General features: G+C 54.5%; 13 protein-coding genes. 6 read left to right on the top strand and 7 right to left on the bottom strand.

What is annotated here, in order from left to right:
• Positions 1 to 3 precede the first annotated feature (3 nt).
• Entirely contained in the window at positions 4 to 2,292 is a 2,289-nt protein-coding gene (locus tag GWA01_RS03575) for a TonB-dependent siderophore receptor (RefSeq protein ID WP_146794090.1), read from the bottom strand.
• Between the two features lie 221 nt (positions 2,293 to 2,513).
• Between GWA01_RS03575 and GWA01_RS03570 the strand changes: the two genes are divergently transcribed.
• Entirely contained in the window at positions 2,514 to 2,999 is a 486-nt protein-coding gene (locus GWA01_RS03570) for an Rrf2 family transcriptional regulator (protein WP_146795483.1), read from the top strand.
• A gap of 22 nt (positions 3,000 to 3,021) precedes the next feature.
• Positions 3,022 to 3,549, top strand: coding sequence for a molybdenum cofactor biosynthesis protein B (gene moaB, locus GWA01_RS03565; protein ID WP_146794088.1), 528 nt, complete (start codon positions 3,022 to 3,024; stop codon positions 3,547 to 3,549).
• Positions 3,550 to 3,751: 202 nt separating this feature from the next.
• On the opposite strand, the gene feoB is transcribed toward moaB, so the two are convergent.
• The gene (feoB, locus tag GWA01_RS03555) at positions 3,752 to 5,611 is read right to left on the bottom strand and encodes a ferrous iron transport protein B (protein ID WP_146794084.1); all 1,860 of its coding nucleotides are present in this window, start codon (positions 5,609 to 5,611) and stop codon (positions 3,752 to 3,754) included.
• Between the two features lie 5 nt (positions 5,612 to 5,616).
• On the bottom strand, positions 5,617 to 5,856 hold the full coding sequence (locus tag GWA01_RS03550; protein WP_146794082.1) for a FeoA family protein: 240 nt from the start codon (positions 5,854 to 5,856) through the stop codon (positions 5,617 to 5,619).
• Between the two features lie 268 nt (positions 5,857 to 6,124).
• On the opposite strand from GWA01_RS03550, the gene GWA01_RS12955 reads away from it, so the two are divergent.
• The 4 genes from GWA01_RS12955 (at position 6,125) to GWA01_RS03535 (ending at position 12,010) form a co-directional block, all read left to right on the top strand.
• Positions 6,125 to 6,274, top strand: coding sequence for a hypothetical protein (locus tag GWA01_RS12955; RefSeq protein WP_186819445.1), 150 nt, complete (start codon positions 6,125 to 6,127; stop codon positions 6,272 to 6,274).
• Between the two features lie 441 nt (positions 6,275 to 6,715).
• Positions 6,716 to 9,163 carry a TonB-dependent receptor plug domain-containing protein gene (locus tag GWA01_RS03545; protein ID WP_146794080.1) on the top strand — a complete coding sequence of 816 codons (2,448 nt, stop codon included), beginning with the start codon at positions 6,716 to 6,718 and terminating at the stop codon, positions 9,161 to 9,163.
• Positions 9,164 to 9,261: 98 nt separating this feature from the next.
• On the top strand, positions 9,262 to 10,440 hold the full coding sequence (locus GWA01_RS03540) for an FAD-dependent oxidoreductase (RefSeq protein ID WP_146794078.1): 1,179 nt from the start codon (positions 9,262 to 9,264) through the stop codon (positions 10,438 to 10,440).
• Between the two features lie 82 nt (positions 10,441 to 10,522).
• Complete coding sequence (locus GWA01_RS03535) at positions 10,523 to 12,010, top strand: serine hydrolase (protein ID WP_186819444.1); 1,488 nt, start codon at positions 10,523 to 10,525, stop codon at positions 12,008 to 12,010.
• 40 nt (positions 12,011 to 12,050) lie between these two features.
• On the opposite strand, the gene GWA01_RS03530 is transcribed toward GWA01_RS03535, so the two are convergent.
• The 4 genes from GWA01_RS03530 to GWA01_RS03515 form a co-directional block, all read right to left on the bottom strand.
• Complete coding sequence (locus GWA01_RS03530) at positions 12,051 to 14,468, bottom strand: penicillin acylase family protein (protein ID WP_146794073.1); 2,418 nt, start codon at positions 14,466 to 14,468, stop codon at positions 12,051 to 12,053.
• 11 nt (positions 14,469 to 14,479) lie between these two features.
• Positions 14,480 to 15,694, bottom strand: coding sequence for an FAD-dependent oxidoreductase (locus GWA01_RS03525; RefSeq protein ID WP_146794071.1), 1,215 nt, complete (start codon positions 15,692 to 15,694; stop codon positions 14,480 to 14,482).
• 181 nt (positions 15,695 to 15,875) lie between these two features.
• Positions 15,876 to 16,064 (bottom strand): hypothetical protein, encoded by a 189-nt coding sequence (locus GWA01_RS03520; RefSeq protein ID WP_146794069.1) that lies wholly within the window; start codon positions 16,062 to 16,064, stop codon positions 15,876 to 15,878.
• An 82-nt stretch (positions 16,065 to 16,146) separates the two neighbouring features.
• Complete coding sequence (locus GWA01_RS03515; protein WP_146794066.1) at positions 16,147 to 17,037, bottom strand: LysR family transcriptional regulator; 891 nt, start codon at positions 17,035 to 17,037, stop codon at positions 16,147 to 16,149.
• Positions 17,038 to 17,043 lie beyond the last annotated feature (6 nt).

Raw genomic sequence — 17,043 nt, 5'->3', positions numbered from 1 at the left:
CACTTACCATTTATACTGAAGGCGCGCCGTCAGGTTGCGACCCTGACCATAATAGCAGGCGGACGTTGCCGTGCAGGTGGCCACGTATCGCTTGTCAGCTATATTACGCGCATTAAGCGATAGTGAGAGGCCTTTGTATCGCGGGTGTGCCACTGCAAAGTCATACCGCAGGAAAAGGTCGAAGAGTGTGTAGTCAGGGATAGCCAGCGTATTTGCTGTATCGCCATAGCTCTGACCTGTGTAACGGACACCACCGCCGAGCCCCACACCGGCAAATACACCATGGCGAATGCGTTGATCGACGAACAGGGACGCCATCCATTTCGGAGCCTGCGGCAAATAGTTTCCGACCTGAGATGCTGTATTGGATTTTGTGGTCTTCGCATCACTGCGGGTTCCTGTAAAAATGATCGCCATGTCCCAGGGCAGAGATGCCTTGCCCTCAAGCTCCAACCCACGAACGCGCCCCTCGCCCGTCTGCGTCAGGCAGGTGGCGGTGCCGCACATACGGCCAAGCGGATCGGGGGTCGTTATATTCTGCTGGGTGATCTGATAGCCACCAAACGTGATATAAATACTGTTGCCATACTGATAGCGGAGTCCAGCTTCGTACTGATCGCCCGTTGTGGGCTTGAAAGGATTTCCGTCCACAGATGTTGATGGATCGGAGACCTGAGGCTGAAACGATTGCGCATAACTGAAATACGGCGCCAGACCATTATCAAACAGGTAAACGCCACCTGCGCGCCACGTAAATGCGTTTGAGCGGGTAATGTAGCGCCTTTTGGTGAGTACGTTCAGGGTGTTGTCATAAGCCCAGTCCTGGCGCCCACCGATTGTTATGCGGAGGCGATCGAACTTGAGCTGGTCCTGAAAATAGATGCCGTTCTGGTGGCTGATTGTCGAGGTATAAACCTGCGGCGCAAGACCCTGTGAATAACCATTGGATCCTCTCGACACCGGATCGAAAATATTAAGTATCGGAAGTACAAGAGCAAAATTCACAAGATCGCGGTCGTGGTACCAGTCGGTGTAAAAATAGTCCGTTCCGACAAGCAGGAGGTGGCGGATCAGTCCGGTTTTTACGTGGCCTTCAAACTGCGTGTCCGTCGTAACGCCCTGTGATTGCCCGCGCCCCTCAACGGCACGACGCCCTACGGTTTCGCCCGCCACGCAACCTGCAATCGCAGCCGTGCATTTGGTAACCGTATTCCCTGACAGAACCGTTGCGCGATAAAGCGTTTCGATGCGCGTGTATCGAGTGTTGTTCCGAACCGTCAGATACTGGTTGAACCGATGCTCAAAGAAAGAACCTGCCAGATACTGGTTGCGGTTGAATGTATCCCAGTTCGGCTCACCAATATTGGCATGGTTGGAAATGTATTTTCCATTGGACGAATATAGCGTCCCGGCAGCGGGCAGGAACTGGAATGTGGATCCACCCTGATCACGCTGATACTGACCGAGGAATGTCCAGCTTGTGTGCGGAGCAATATTCCAGGTAAGACTAGGAGAAATGTAATACCGTCCAAGACGAACATTATCGACCTGCGTGTCACCATAACGCGCAAGCCCCACGATACGTCCCTGCAATGTCCCGCCTTTGGTTATGCGTCCGGACACATCCGCAGATGCCTGCCCTTGCCAGTTTCTGAGGTCCGTAAACCCCGCCCCCTGAAGCATCAGTTCGCCATGCCCTTTATCCGTCGGTCTTTTCGTAACGAGATTGACGACACCGCCTGGTGCCGTTTGCCCGTAAAGTGCTCCTGACGGCCCTTTGAGAACTTCAATCTGCTGAAGCGCAAAAGGATCAAACGACGTACGCGTCCATTGCCCACCGGTGGGCAATCGCAGACCATCTACGAAATTGTTGTTGGATGAAAATCCGCCTGCCCCGAAACCGCGCACCGAAACCTCATCAACGCGACTATCGATGCCAGAAGGCTCTGCCTGAACACCTGCAGTGTAGGAAAGAGCGTCGGCGATGGTTGGAGAGGCGCGAAGGTCAATTTCTTCCCGGCTGATGATGGAGATGCTCTGCGGGGATTCAATGATGGGAGTTCGTGTCTTGGTGGCCGACGATGCACGGGACATGCCTGTGGCCGTCACGACAATGTTTTCCACTCCCGATTGTGGTTTTACCTTGCTCGGTCTGGCGGTATTTTTTTTCTCCGCACGCTCCTGCCCCTGAGCTAGCTCTGGCTCTACAGCTGCGGCGAGAGCATCGGAATATCCTGCGCTGAGCGCAACTATAGCGGGCAGAAGACCGCGCATCATTGATGAAGTGTTCATGGCAACTCGAAGCACGAAGGAAAGAGGTCCCGCTTCTATTTGCAATTAAGAATTAATGTCAACAACTAGCCGAACATATTCATATTTCAAAAAATATGAAACGTTCCGTCGCCGCAAACCCTTCGAACAGACCTCCGGAAATTCGTACCAAAACGCACCCTTTTTCCTCCAGTGCTAAGGCGGAGATTGACTTTGTGTGCGTCCCCAACCTACCAAGTTTCATGAGGCGAGATAGCAGACTGTCCGGCGTGCTCCACGTTCTGGTCCATATGGCTCAGGCCAGTGAACCTGTGACATCCGAAACCCTGGCTGGGTTGATCAAAACCAATCCTGTGGTGATCAGGCGTATCATGGGTGGACTGCGAAATAAGGGATATGTCCGTTCTGACAAGGGCCATGGCGGTGGCTGGACCATCGCTCAGGACCTGAGCACGGTCACACTTCTGGATGTGTATCTTGCACTTGGATCTCCGGATCTTTTTGCTCTGGGCAACAGGACCGAGGCACCACGGTGCTTCGTGGAGCAGGCCGTAAATGCCGCTCTCAATGATACATTCCAAGAAGCCGAGGCGCTTCTCCTGAACCGCCTCGGTACCATCACCCTTGCCGCCCTGAGTGAGGATTTTCACAGTCGCGCACGATCAGCAGACAGGCGCTGCAGGGCAGAATCCCACGCTGCCCACGCCTTGCCTACACGGACCTGCTAAATCGCTCAAAACAGGATTTCCCATGCCCATAGACGAAACCCGCAGGTTCATTCCTGTGCGCATTGCGGCTCTTACGGTCTCAGACACACGATCTCTGGCTGACGATCCATCCGGGGACGTTCTGCAAAGCCGGATCGAGAGCAGTGGGCATACCCTCGCAGACCGTGCGCTCGTCCGCGACGATGTGACGAGCATTACGTCACATCTGCGGAAATGGATTAGCGCGGCAGACGTCGACGTTGTGATCAGCACGGGCGGCACTGGCGTAACGGGCCGTGACATTACTCCAGAGGCGTTTGAGGCCGTGATCGAAAAGCCTATACCGGGCTTTGGAGAGCTGTTTCGAATGCTTTCCTATCAAAAAATTGGCACCTCCACGATACAGTCCCGTGCATTGGCAGGACTGGCAGGCGGCACCTACCTGTTCGCTCTCCCTGGCTCCAGAACAGCTGTCACTGATGGGTGGGATGATATCCTCCGCTTCCAGTTGGACAGCCGGCACGTGCCCTGCAATTTCGTTGAGCTGATGCCCCGCCTCATGGAAAAATGAGGTATTTTGCTATTGGTGGCTTTTGCAGCCGACCTTGCAACCAGAACAGCTCCCACATCCCCCGCTTTTATTGATCACAGCCGGGGATGTTTTGAGCCCCATGCCCGCCCGTACTTTCTGCCATCCCTGAGGGAAAAGGCGCGCATACCAATATAAAGCGGCGCAGAGAACGATAAGCGAAGCAACAACGAATTCAATCATGTCAGCCTCCGGTAAATGCGCGGGTGATGTGATATGTGAGGAGCGACGCTGCGTAAGCAAGCCCGAACAGATAGGCAGCAGCGCCCAGAACAACTTTCATGGAGCGCGTCTCGCGCCGCATGACGGCGAGCGTTGAAATGCACTGCGGGGCATAAACATACCATGCCAGCAGCGAGAATGCTGTAGCCATGCTCCAATGTGCAGACAGCAGAGGCATCAGCTTTTCAGCAGCACTGTCTTCGGATGCGCCAAGAGCATAGACAGTGGCCAATGCGCTAACTGCAACCTCACGCGCCGCCAGACCCGGAATAAGCGATACACAGATCTGCCAGTTGAACCCTATGGGCGCAAAAATCGGAAGCATAAGATGCCCGATCCTGCCAGCCAGACTGTAATCGATAGCAGCGCCCGTTGCATTGGCAGGCGGTAGGGGAAAACTGGAAAGCGCCCAAAGCAACACGTTTAGTGTTACGATGATCGTACCCACACGTGACAGGAACATGGTTGCCCGTTGCCACAAGCCCAGCGCCAGACTGCGCGGATTTGGAAGGCGGTAGGGCGGAAGTTCCAGCAGAAGTGGATGTTCTTCGGATTTCACACCGCGCGTCATAATGCGGGCTGCGGCCACACCACTAATGATCGCCACAGCATAAAGCGCGAAAAGCACAAGACCCTGTAGGCCCAGAACACCCAAAACGGTCCGGTGCGGAACAAAAGCTGCGATCAAAAGTGTGTAGACAGGAAGACGTGCCGAGCATGTCATGAGTGGCGCGATGAGGATCGTCACCAGACGGTCTCGCGGGTTTTGAATGGTCCGGGCTGCCATGATGCCCGGAATAGCGCAGGCAAAACTCGATAGAAGCGGGATGAACGAGCGCCCGCTCAGGCCTGCCGTCGCCATGACGCGATCAAGGAGAAACGCAGCGCGCGGTAGATATCCAGATTCCTCAAGGGCCAGGATCCACAAAAACAGCAGCAGAATCTGCGGCAGGAAAACGACAACCGTCCCCGCCCCAGCAATCACGCCATCAGCCAGCAGACTTCGCAATATCCCATCAGGAAGTGGTTTCAGAATGATCTGGCCCAGAAGACCGATCCCGGAATCCAGCCCATCCATAAGAGGCTGCGCCCAGGCGAATACCGTCTGGAACATGACAAAAAGGACGACGAGCAAAATGGCAGGCCCCCAGACAGGGTGTAGAAGCCACCTGTCCAGCCTGTCTACCAGAACGTCCGTGCCGAGAGTTTCTTCATTCGTATAGGTTTTGAGGAGTGTCCGAACCTTCGCATGAAGATCCGTCCCGTCCTCCAGAGGAGGTGGCGGTGTCGGCACTTCCATGTCCAGAACCTGCAACAGCCGCGCAACGCCGTCCTTGCGTAGGCTGATGACAGGCACAACTGGCATACCAAGCTCAGCCTGAAGGCCCGTGATATCGATCTGCAGACCGCGCTTCTTCGCCTCATCCATCATGCTCAGGGCAACAATGACGGGAAGGCCTAGCTGTTTGATTTCCAGAAGGAAGCGCAGATGCAAGCGCAGATTACTGGCTGAAACAACACAGATTATCAGTTCTGGCCGCTGTTCGGTCGCGTGACGACCCAGACACACATCGCGGGTAACGTCTTCGTCAGGGCTTGTGGAACTGAGGCTATAGGCGCCCGGGAGATCCAGAAGGCGAACCTCGCGTCCCTGTGGGGTCGTGAAGCGCCCTTCCTTTCGCTCAACCGTTACGCCTGCATAGTTGGCAACCTTTTGATGGCTGCCCGTAAGCTGATTGAAAAGAGAGGTTTTGCCACTGTTTGGGTTTCCGACGAGCGCCGCACGCAAGGTGCTCCTCTGCGGAAGATGCGCATCGCTCATGACAGTCAGATCGGCGAGCGAAGAAGAATGCGAGCCGCCTCTCCCCTTCTGAGAGCAAATCGTGATGCCCCTAGACGAACAGCAATCGGATCTCCACCCATGGGGCCAACGGCAATGATCTGGACAGCCTCTCCCGGCACAAAGCCCAGCTCATCAAGCCGGGCTGCGATCGGGTCGATGGCAGCTCTGTATTCGATGCGGTCGATTACAGCAGAGTTACCCTTGGGAAGTGCGTCCAGATTCATCTTCAGTTCCGTATCCAAACTTATGCAATCCGTTCTGAGAACGCTTCGCATTTACTTAGATAAGAGTTTGAAGCTCATCAGGAAAGGCCTGAATGCGAGAAAGGTGCCTGACCGAGCAGAGATGAACTAATTTTCAGACTTCCAAACGCAGCTTTAGATAAAATATATCGTTTATTTTTAGATAGTTAATACCAAAAAACCTAGGGCATCTGAAAACGCCCCTTCCGGTGGAACCACCCTTTCTTAGGCTCGCCTGTGGCGCCTCGACATGATTGCGCGGCAAAAGACGCTCCCTATCTTCGATCCCAGACGCATCAGCGCCATCAAGCGTTCTTCAAAAATGGTCATGAAACTCTCCTTCATGGAGCACAACGCACAGATCATGACGAAGGAGTGGCACGAGCGTAGCAAAATATGACGAGAACTTCATCGAGAGTAAAATTTTCTCATAAGCTCAACTCAATACGCATCGGTGGGAACTGGACGGTGGTCTTGCGCTCAAAACGGAATGCTGAGCACGAGTGCCCTAAATACAATCGTCATGATCATTTCAGCCAAACATTTAGCGGCTTTGCGTTTGTTCTACTGAAAAATCGATCATTCTCTGGAACGTTCCTGCTTTCTGGGTAACTTTCATACCGAAATTCAGCACTTTCGATGTGCTAACCATCTCAAAACGCGCTGCGCAGGTTTCAATTTTTCCCAAGTTTCCAAAACCTTAGCTACCTCATAACTTTTAGCTAACTGACACGAATTGTTTTGAATTTTCATTCCGAAATCGTCTTGAATAAGATTGGAAAATTCATACAGGGTTCGTATCGAATGTTATCCCATCGACGTACAGGAAAGGTTCTCGCCGATGCAGAATATGCGCAGCCTACTAGGCTCAGTAGCGTGCATTGCGCTCATGACCGCACCGGCTTACGGGCAGAACGCGGCAGCATCTGATAGTAAACCTGATGCTACGAAGCATCCGGCCCATACTGCTGCCCATCGTGCTCGTACAAAGTCCTCTCACAGCGCATCCGCTCCCGCACGCGACGAAAACATGATCGTCACCGGAACGCGCTCATCACATGTCTCGGCCCGGAGCAGTACAAGCCCGGTTGATGTCATTACTGCGGCAGACCTGAAGCGGACCGGTCAGGTCGATCTGCGCGATGCACTGGCCCGTACGGTACCATCCATCAGCGTACAGTCTATGGGATATGATACTGGCGCGCTAACGGATTCAATTCGTATGCGCGGCCTGAACCCGAACTATACCCTTGTGCTGGTTGACGGAAAGCGTCGTCATACGACGGCCAACCTTTATGCCAGTGCCGGACTTCAGCAAGGCTCGACGCCTGTTGATATCGACATGATCCCCGCTGCGGCCATCGATCATATCGAAGTCCTTCGTGATGGCGCCGCCGCGCAATATGGCTCAGATGCCATTGCGGGTGTGGTCAATATCATCCTCAAGAAAACACCACACGGTCTGAACATCAGTGGTCAGACGGGGGCATACGCCTACAAAGGTGATGGCTGGCAGAGCAATCTCAATCTGGATGGCGGATTTTCATTTCTGGGTGACGGCTATATTCACCTGAGTGGCCAGTACATCCACTCTGACATGACAAACCGCTCCTCCACGGATGACAGAACAGGCATGGTCAGCACCAAGCTGATTGGCCGTCCGGAGCAAACCCGTGGCACCATGGGTCTTGAGTTTGGCAAGAAACTGACGGCCGGGATCGAACTCTACGGCAACGCAACCTATGCGCACCGTCATGCCCAGTCCTTCCAGTATTATCGTCTTCCATCGGTCCTGCCGACCCTTTACCCCAACGGCTTCTCTCCTGTTGAGCAGAATGACGAAGATGATTATGCCGCGACCCTTGGCCTCAAAGGCAATAATTTCCTAGGCTTTATCTGGGATTTGAGCAGCACATACGGCGTGGACAAAGACAATATCTCGAACGTCAGCTCAGCAAATGTCGGCCTCTTCGAAGCGACCGGCTCAACACCCACGACCTTCCACGCCGCCAGTTATTCGAATGTGCAGTGGACGAACAATCTTGATTTCCATCGTCTCGTCCATCTTGCCAAGATGCCGATCAACCTCGCGCTTGGTGCGGAACATCGCTACGAGGAATACAATATCGGCGCCGGCGATGAGGCATCTTATATTGATGGTGGCGCAGCAGGTTTTGCCGGCCTGCAACCCATAAATGCAAGCTCGTCGCATCGTAATGTTTATGGCGGATACCTTGATGTAGATGTCCATCCCGTCAAGAAGCTCGATGTTGATCTTGCGGGCCGCTACGAAACCTATTCGGATTTCGGGCACACCTTTAACGGCAAAATTGCCTCGCGTTATGATTTTACAGATCGTATCGCGATCCGCGGTGCTATCAGCAACGGTTTCCGTGCGCCGTCTCTCGCACAGGAAAACTATAGTAGCATGGCGGTCGCTCCGACCAGCGCCAGTGGCCAGCTTGCAGTCAACAGCGTTGCAGCACGGGCATTGGGTGCCAGCCCGCTCAAGCCTGAGCGTTCTACGAACGCGAGTGGCGGCATTGTACTCACGCCCCTCAAGAACTGGCACCTTGCAGCAGATGTCTATCAGATCAACATCCGCGACCAGATCATTGCGGGCGGCAACTATACCGGACAAACAGCACTCGATGCCATTGAATCGCAGGGTATTTCACTCCCTGCCGGTATCATCACCAAGAGCGTGAGCGCGCGTTACTTCTCCAACGGCGCTTCGACACGCACGCAGGGTATCGACATCACAAGCGATTACCGTTCGAACTTCCATCGGTTCGGAAACGTGATGTGGACTGCAGCCATCAACCTCAACCGCATCCGCATGCATCACCTTGGCACCGACACCTTGGGCAACCCGCTCCTGAGCACAAGTGGTGTCTCGACACTGACGACCGGTGCGCCGCGCAGCAAGATCATACTGAACGCAAACTGGACCCGTGGAAACTGGGACGCGAATATCCGCCAGACCCGCTGGGGTTCAACGAAAGTGCTCCTCGGTTACTCCAACGAGGCCCCCCCGGCACTCGCGTATTCCAACACCATTTTCTATGAATTCACCAATGCTCCTCGCTGGACCACCGATCTCGAAGTCGGATACCGGCCGGACAGTCACTGGCACATTTCCATTGGCGCGAACAACATCTTCAATGTCCGCCCCAGCAAAGTACCTGCCCAGAACACTCTTTACGGCATCTCCCGTTATTACCTTTCATCTTCGCAGATGGACTTCAACGGCGCCTATTATTACCTTCAGGCATCAGCTTCCTTCTGAAGTCGTCTGCCGGGCCTCCTTATCAGGAGGCCCACCTTTCTGTCTGATACAGAAAACCTTTCTCCTCGTTTCAATATCTTTTTCCGAGGCTCGGTCTTATGACCCATTCCTTCTCCCGTCGCCGTGCTCTTACGGGGGGCGCGTCCGTCGCTGGCCTGTCCATGCTCTCAGCATGCGGGACCACAATGCCCGGCAATCTGCGCGATCTTGATGCTGATATCCGCAATCTGCCGATTATCCGCGCCAGAACGGACCGGATTGACCGCATCACCGTCTGTCTGAGGCCATTCCGGGCAGTGGGTCCAAGGCTCGAAGTAGAGCAGGTTGGGCACAAGGCCGTTGTACACAATTATGGACACGGTGGCAGCGGGTGGTCCCTTTCCTGGGGCGCAGGACAGATGGCCGTTGAGCGGGCCGTGACATTCAGCAAACAGCATATTGGCGTGATCGGCTGCGGTGCCATCGGACTGACCACTGCCATTCTCGCTCAGCAGGCGGGCGCACAGGTCACAATCTACGCCGAGAGCCTGCCACCGTTTGTGCGCTCCGCACGCGCGTCCGGCAGTTGGACGCCCTCTTCCCGCATTGCCCAGACAAGCGCAATGACGCCTGAATTCGAAGCACGATGGGAGAAAATGGCGCGATTTACCTTCTCCTGCTACCAGAACCTTCAGGGCCTTCCGGGCAACCCGATCGAATGGGATAATTTTTACGGGCTAACGTCTCGCACCCCACAGCCGGAGCACAAGGACCCGATCGGCTTCGCAAAACTGGACAACCGCATTCAGGATATTGAGCCTCAGGGCAACAGAATTGCGATTGACGATCCCCGCCTGCCCTACTCAAGCGTTCATAAAAAACCCAACCTGATCTTTAACGTCGCCTCCTATTCGGACTACCTGCTCAAGCAGTTTCTGGAGCGTGGGGGCCGCATCAAAATCATGACGCTTCGTCATCCAAGTGAACTGACGGCGCTGCCCGAACCGGTCTTCATCAACTGCACGGGCTACGGAGCGAGAGCTCTCTGGCAGGATGAAAGCGTCATCCCCGTCCGCGGCCAGATTGCGTGGCTCATTCCGCAGCCTGAGGCTCTCTGCAGCCTGAGCTACGAAAATGTATATGTCGTCTCGCGCCGCGATGGCATCGTGGTGCAATGGATGGGAGACGACATGAGTTTCGGGTTCGGAAGCACAAATGAAACGCCAGATATTGCTGAAGCCCATCGGGGCGTTTCAATCCTCAACAGCCTGTACACGAAAATGGGTTATAATGTCTGACGCAAGGATACTTTTAAGACTTGCGGGATTACTATGCCTGGCCCCCACTCTGGCATGGGCACAGCCGCAGGTTCTGCCAGGTATGACCGGATCCGATATTGATACTCTGGTAAGCGGTACCCGGTCAGCTTTCAATGTCCCAGGCGTCGCGGTTGGCATCGTAAAAGACGGGAAAGTGATCTTCTCGCGCGGATATGGTCAGCGACGGGCAGGCGAAAGTGCGACAGTTGATGAGATGACGCGGTTTGCCATCGGCTCAAACACAAAAGCATTCACGACCGCAGCACTCAGCATCCTTGTGCACCAGAACAAACTGCAATGGTCTGACCCCGTCTGGCAGCATATGCCGGAATTCGCGCTTTCCGACCCTTATCTGACACGCGCTTTCATTGTGACGGATCTTTTGACCCATCACAGCGGCATGGGACAGGGAGCAGGCGATCTGATGCTGTTCTCGCGCTCCCGTTTCACGCGCAGTGAAGTCGTTGATCGACTACAATACATGCCATTCACGGGAGGGTTTCGAGAAAAATACGCCTATAATAATCTCCTCTATGTAACAGCCGGAAAACTGGTTGAAGACATCTCGCATGTTTCATGGGAGCATTTCGTCCAGCGCAATATTCTTGATGCCGCAGGCATGAAGGCCTGCACCACCTCCCCAGCTAAACCAAAATCGGGAGAAAACCGGGCAACTGGCCATAGTCTGGATAACGGAAAAGCAGTCCCTGTCGCTTGGGAATTCCTTCCCGCAGTCGCGCCAGCAGGCGGGATAGAATGCAGCCTTTCCGGCATGGAAAGCTGGGTACAGATGCTGCTGGCGCACGGAGTATCAAATGGACACTCCGTACTCGCTGCCGATCAGATCGATGAGATGTGGGCGCCACATGCGCTGTTACCGCTGGCAGACAGTGCCCACCTGACGAACACTCATTTCCGCGCTTACGGTCTCGGCTGGTTCACGGAGGATTTTTACGGTGCCCGGCGCGTTTGGCACACGGGAACAATCCAGAACATGGTCAGCTACGTGTCTTTTCTGCCGGAAAAGAACGTGGGTATCGTAATTTTGACCAATCAGGACGACCACCACGCAACATACACTCTGGCCACGGCGCTGAGTGCCGCTGCCATGGGGCATAATGAAACCGACTGGCTGGCTTATTTCCGCAAGGAAGCTCAGGACAACCAAAAAGCGGCAGCAGCCAGAGATAAAGCAGACGGACCAGGCTCAAAAGCCCGACCCTTCATTGCCCTGCCAGCATCCGAAATGACGGAGTACACAGGCACATATCATGACCGCTGGAGGGGAGATGCCGTCATCACTCAGGACAGCAAGGGATTGCGGTTCGTCTTTGGGCAGGCCGATGATCTCGGTGGTACTCTTCGAGCGCTGCCGCACGATCTTTTCGTTGTGCAGTGGGATAATCGTTCACGCGATGGGGGCGATGATTCCTACGCCCAGTTCCATCGCGACATGAGTGGTCATATCGCCTCAATCAGCATGGCTGTTGTGACGTCCGACTTCAGTTTTGATGTTCAGGATCTCAATCTCAAGCGCGTAAGCCATTGATCCACTTAGCCGCCCGTCATTTGCGGGCGGCTGTTCTATTTCAAGGCAGCATCACTATCCGACGGACAGCGCTTGTCTCTACTGCCTCAGCCGAAAAGAGGAAGGGCTGCATGTTCCCTGCGATCCAAGGCTTCAGAAAATCCTGATAATGTGCGCTCTGCGCCGATCCCGACTGGCCCGGGAAATTCAGGAATAAAGACCGGTCCCACGCACCGACATCACAAACCATGAGATAACTCGCGCCACCTGTGGTTGCGTAGGGATTGTCTATGGAGTGATGTGGATCATACCAGCGTGCCATGACGGTATAATGATCACCGCCATTTCCATATGACGCCCCTCCAACAACCGGGAATGCTGCTGCAATGCGCTTGTCATGCTCAAGCGAGTGCCGGAGTGTAAGCGTATGGAGTGTCCCCCATTTCCAGGCGGCAGGCAGCGGTCCCAAACGCTCACGCAGTTCCACAACGGCCGCCTCAAGGCAGTCGAGCAGCATGGCGTCTCTTTTTTGTTCAGAAGCGTCTCCCAGATGTCCAACGGGGGATTGCAGCAACGCAAGCTGCACAGTCGCACTCAGAGGGCCGGGAAGAAGATCGTGCAGAGCGCTTGGAATAACAACTCCATGCAACGCGCGCTCAAGGCGCGTCCACCAGACCTCGTAAAGAGCCGCGGCTGAACTTGAGGCGTCTATGCGGCCATTCCATTCCCGAAGCATCTGGATGTAGCGCTGCAAATTGGCCGGCGCACTCTGCGGGAGCAGGCTGACCACCTGAAGAGCAAGGGTTGAAAACGTATCATGCTGGAGTGCCACGCTGTCCTCAAGCGACGCATGGGCATTGCTATCAAGCACCTGCGCAACGCGCTCATAGCGGAAGGCATCGTTCCATTCGTAACTCACGCGCCGCTCATCCTGCGGATAATCAGCAGGAAGATTTTTTTGATTGGACGTTCCGAACCACCCCCGTTCCGGGTTAAAGCTGGATGGGAGATTTTCGAGTGGCTGCAGCCCCTTCCAGTCATACTGTCCGTCACCGGGCGCAGGCATCAGACCGTCATGCCCATTGGCACGCAGGGGAAGGCCACCAGCAGCCTGCCACCCAATATTTCCCCGAATATCAGCATAGGTGAAATTTGTGGGGCTCGTATGAACACGCAAAGCGGCGCGAAAACTCTCCCAGTCATGGGCCAGATTGATGCCTATATTAGCCAAAAGCCCGTTCGCACCAGGATAAAGCCAGCTTGCGGCAACCGAGACAGCACGGTTTTTGCCTGAATCAGCGGAGACTACCGGCCCCTGAGCGGCAAAGCGCAGCTTGACGCTTCGTGGAGTATTTTCTCCCCGCACGCTGATCAGAGTTTCTTTCTCCTCCATCCGTATCCATTCGCCATGATGAAAATATTGGGATGGGTCGTGTGGGTGAATTTTCAGAATAAAGAGGTCTTCCTGATCAATATAAAAATTTGTGCGGGCAAACGCGATGTCCGCGTTATGACCCTGCATCACGCCCGGCATCCCCGGAGAGCCGCCCCCGATAACATCCAGTCCCGGTGCCGTCATGTGAATGACGTGACGCGGGCCGGGTACTCCAAAACCGAGATGCGGATCGTTTGCGAGAATTGGCCTGCCTGTCACTGTTCTTTGGGGGGCAACGACCCACGCATTACTGCCCTCATTCAGACGCCGGTGATCGGGATCTCCATGCAGTGTTGCCGCGCTGATATTCCCGAGCGGGAGGCGTGCTTGTAATACGCCGAATAAGCCCAGATCAGCATCGCTTACTGCTGCAACATCCAGTCCAGGCAAAGGCACCAGAGGCCTCGGCGGATCAAGCGGAGTGATGAACTGGTCGTATTGTTCCGCACCACGGGCCGCGAGGCGCGCACGACGAATTTCAAGCTTGGTATTCCCCCGTGCTTCGGAACGGATGCGGACAAGATCTTCAAGCTCCCATTCCAAAGGCTCATAATCAAATATCCTAAATTCTTCAGGGAGCATCTCCTGACTGTTTCTGCTCTGCCGGATGAACGCGTTTATCCCAGCCACATACGAGCGCGCGCACCCCTGCACCTTTGAGCTGTAACGGGCAATTTCAGCCTCTGCATTGCCTTGGAAAAGGAAAAGTCGGTTTGCGGTGTCGCTGGGCACAAAATCAGCACCGAAAACTTCTGCGAGCTTTCCAAGCGCTTGCCGATGGCCGAAATCAAGCTGCCAGAGACGATCCCGCGCCACGAGATACCCGTTGGCAAAAAAGGCGTCTTCAGCCGTTTCAGCGCGTACATGCGAAATACCCCACTGGTCTTCCAGAATTTCAGCTTTCGCGGAGAGACCTGGCAAATCTGAAATACGCGTTGCCTTTTGGCGAGCAGGTGCGGCAACGGCACGCGAGGAGAGTATGGCGGCTCCACCCAGCAGAAGGGCGCGCCTTCCCAGGGAGAGGGAGTGAAAGGATTTGTCCATGAAGGGTGCTTTCACTGTTCGGTCTGAATGAGCTCAACAACCCGTCTGGCGGAGCCTGGGGACAGGGTAAAGCCCAGCGCTCCATGACCGACATTGAGCAGAAGATTTTTCCATCTGGTGCGACCAATGATGGGAACACTGCTTGGCGTAGCGGGGCGTGCACCGATCCATGGCGTTGCAGTATCGTAGGGCCCCGCTGCTGGGAGGGTCTGTGCCGCAAGAGTTCTGAGCTGTGAAAGTCGGGTTTCCTGCTGTCTGGTGCTAGAAAGCCCGATATCGACCATAGCCGCAATGCGAAGTTTATCGCCAAGGCGCGCGTAAACAACGCGATTATCATAATCCGTCACACTAACGGACGGAGTAGCGTGCTCTATCGCAGGTAACGTCAGGCTGTACCCTCGCAAAGCATAGAGGGGAAGATCAATTCCCAATGGCTTTGTGACTGCGCGGGATGCAAGCCCTGCCGCGAGCACGATATGCCGAGTATCGATACGCCTGCCGTTGACCAAGACTTCACACTGGTCGGTATTGTTGGCAGATGGCCTCAGGGCTGCAGTGGCCTGCATATACCGGAATGTTTTGCTGTTCTGCATTTTTCCGAGCAAGGCCTGACAGTAAAGATGGCAATCTGCTACCTCTTCATCCTCGGTGAAAATACCACCAGCAAGGCTTGATTTTAGACCTGAAAAAGCGGGCTCAACAGCAATGCAGCCTTCTGCGCCCAAAACATGTTGGGTTCGAGAATCAGTAAGTGCGCAGGATGCTTTCCTGAATTTTTCGATATTCCGATAAATGATCAGTTTTCCGGGACGACGCCAGAGAAAACCATCCAGTCCTTCTTCCCGCCATTGAGCCAGTTGCTTCTGGCTTGCAAGCGCAAGTTTCAGAAGTTCAGAGGCATGACGGTCACTCTGCGAACGCGTGCAGGCCGATAGAAACGAAAACAGCCACCGCCACTGATTCAGGTCCATCTTGAGGTTCAGGGAGATGGGTGATCCAGCTTTCCCCAGCCATGACAACGCCTCCAGCGGTACACCTGGCCCTGCCAGCGGGCTGACATAGCGGTAGCTGAGCTGACCGCCATTGCTGAAACTGGCAACACGTCCAACTTCCGCCTGTTCCTCGATCAGGGTGACATCATAGCCTTCGCGCCAAAGAGCGTAAGCTGTGCTGAGCCCGACCGTGCCCCCACCAATGACGGCAACTGAACGTGAACCGGATATCATGAATAGGCTCCCAGAGGGTGTTCACTCCCGGCCGGGAAGAGATACTCCTCTTTTCCTAAGAGCAGGAGACAAAGGAAACCATTTGAAATTGGCCATGCAGGAATAACCAGAGGTTATCGGACTACCCGAATAATCAGCATGTTATACTCAGTCGGACCCATTTCTGATGCCTGTCTACTGCTTAGAAAAAGCTCAGGAAGATGAAAAGCATGACACCACACACAAGACCGATCAAAATCAGGGGCATCAGGATTGTACCCATAAGGGACTTCGCCCCTTCTGAGCCGGGATCTATTTCCTGATCCTCGACTTCCTCCTCAGAAATGTCTGCGATCACTCCAGCCAGATCATTGACGTCTTCGCTGCTCATGCCACCCACTCCTTGCTGTCTATCCAGAATATTAATGAACAGTTATTATGGAACCGGATAGACTAGAATTTAGTCTGGGAAATTACGGCGCAAGAAAAGCCATATCCTTGGCAAACTCATCCTTGAGAATTGCCACCAAACTTTTAGCCACTCTTGAAAGCGCGTGATCTTCGCGGAAAATGGCCGTGCAGGTAATGTACATCGGAGGATCTAACCGCAGCGGAGTTGGCAACGTGCGGTCATGAAGCGCAGTAAAAGCATCTACGATGGTCCACCCCGCCCCCAGACGCGCCAGTTCCGCCGCCATATAATGCGTGCGAACCCGAATACCTGGAGCAATTTCCCAGCCCGCCTTTTTCCATGCGGAACTCAGCGCCCATGCTGTCGGATCGTTATCGGAAAGGCCAATCCAGCCAGCGGGATCTATATCCTGCAAACGAACGGGGCTTTCCTGGCGGGTTGAATCCAGCAAAACCAGTGGCACGTCTGCGATGCGGACAGATTTTAGCCCCGACTCTTCATGCGCCCCGAATACAATCCCGAAATCCAGATCACGCTTGAGGAGCCGACTGACGATTTCTCCACCGTGAAGCGTATCCACGGTAAGCATATTATCAGCGGAAATTTCACGATAACGGCCAATGACGCGTGGAACGATACTCAGCCCCAGACTTGGAACACAGCCAATCGATAGCTCATGTCCTCCCTGACCCTTCCGCAAGTTGTCTGTAAGCCTTGTTAACGCGCCAAGCTGCTCAAAAATGCCATTCACACGCGGAATCATAATCTGGGCTTCCCGCGTAGGGACCAGCCTCCCGCCCGTACGTTCGAAAAGCGCAAAACCCAGAGACTGCTCGGCATAGCGCAATGCTTTGCTGGCTGCAGGCTGAGAAACGTTCAGTGCCTCAGCGGCCTGCCTTAGCGAGCCAGTCATCATTATGTAATAGAAAAGTTCGATGTGGCGCAGGCGCATATCGGG

It is taken from the genome of Gluconobacter wancherniae NBRC 103581 (assembly GCF_007988885.1).
GTDB lineage: Bacteria > Pseudomonadota > Alphaproteobacteria > Acetobacterales > Acetobacteraceae > Gluconobacter > Gluconobacter wancherniae.
The sequence above is the reverse complement of the archived record's forward strand: the minus strand, read 5'-3'. Positions and strand labels throughout refer to the sequence as shown.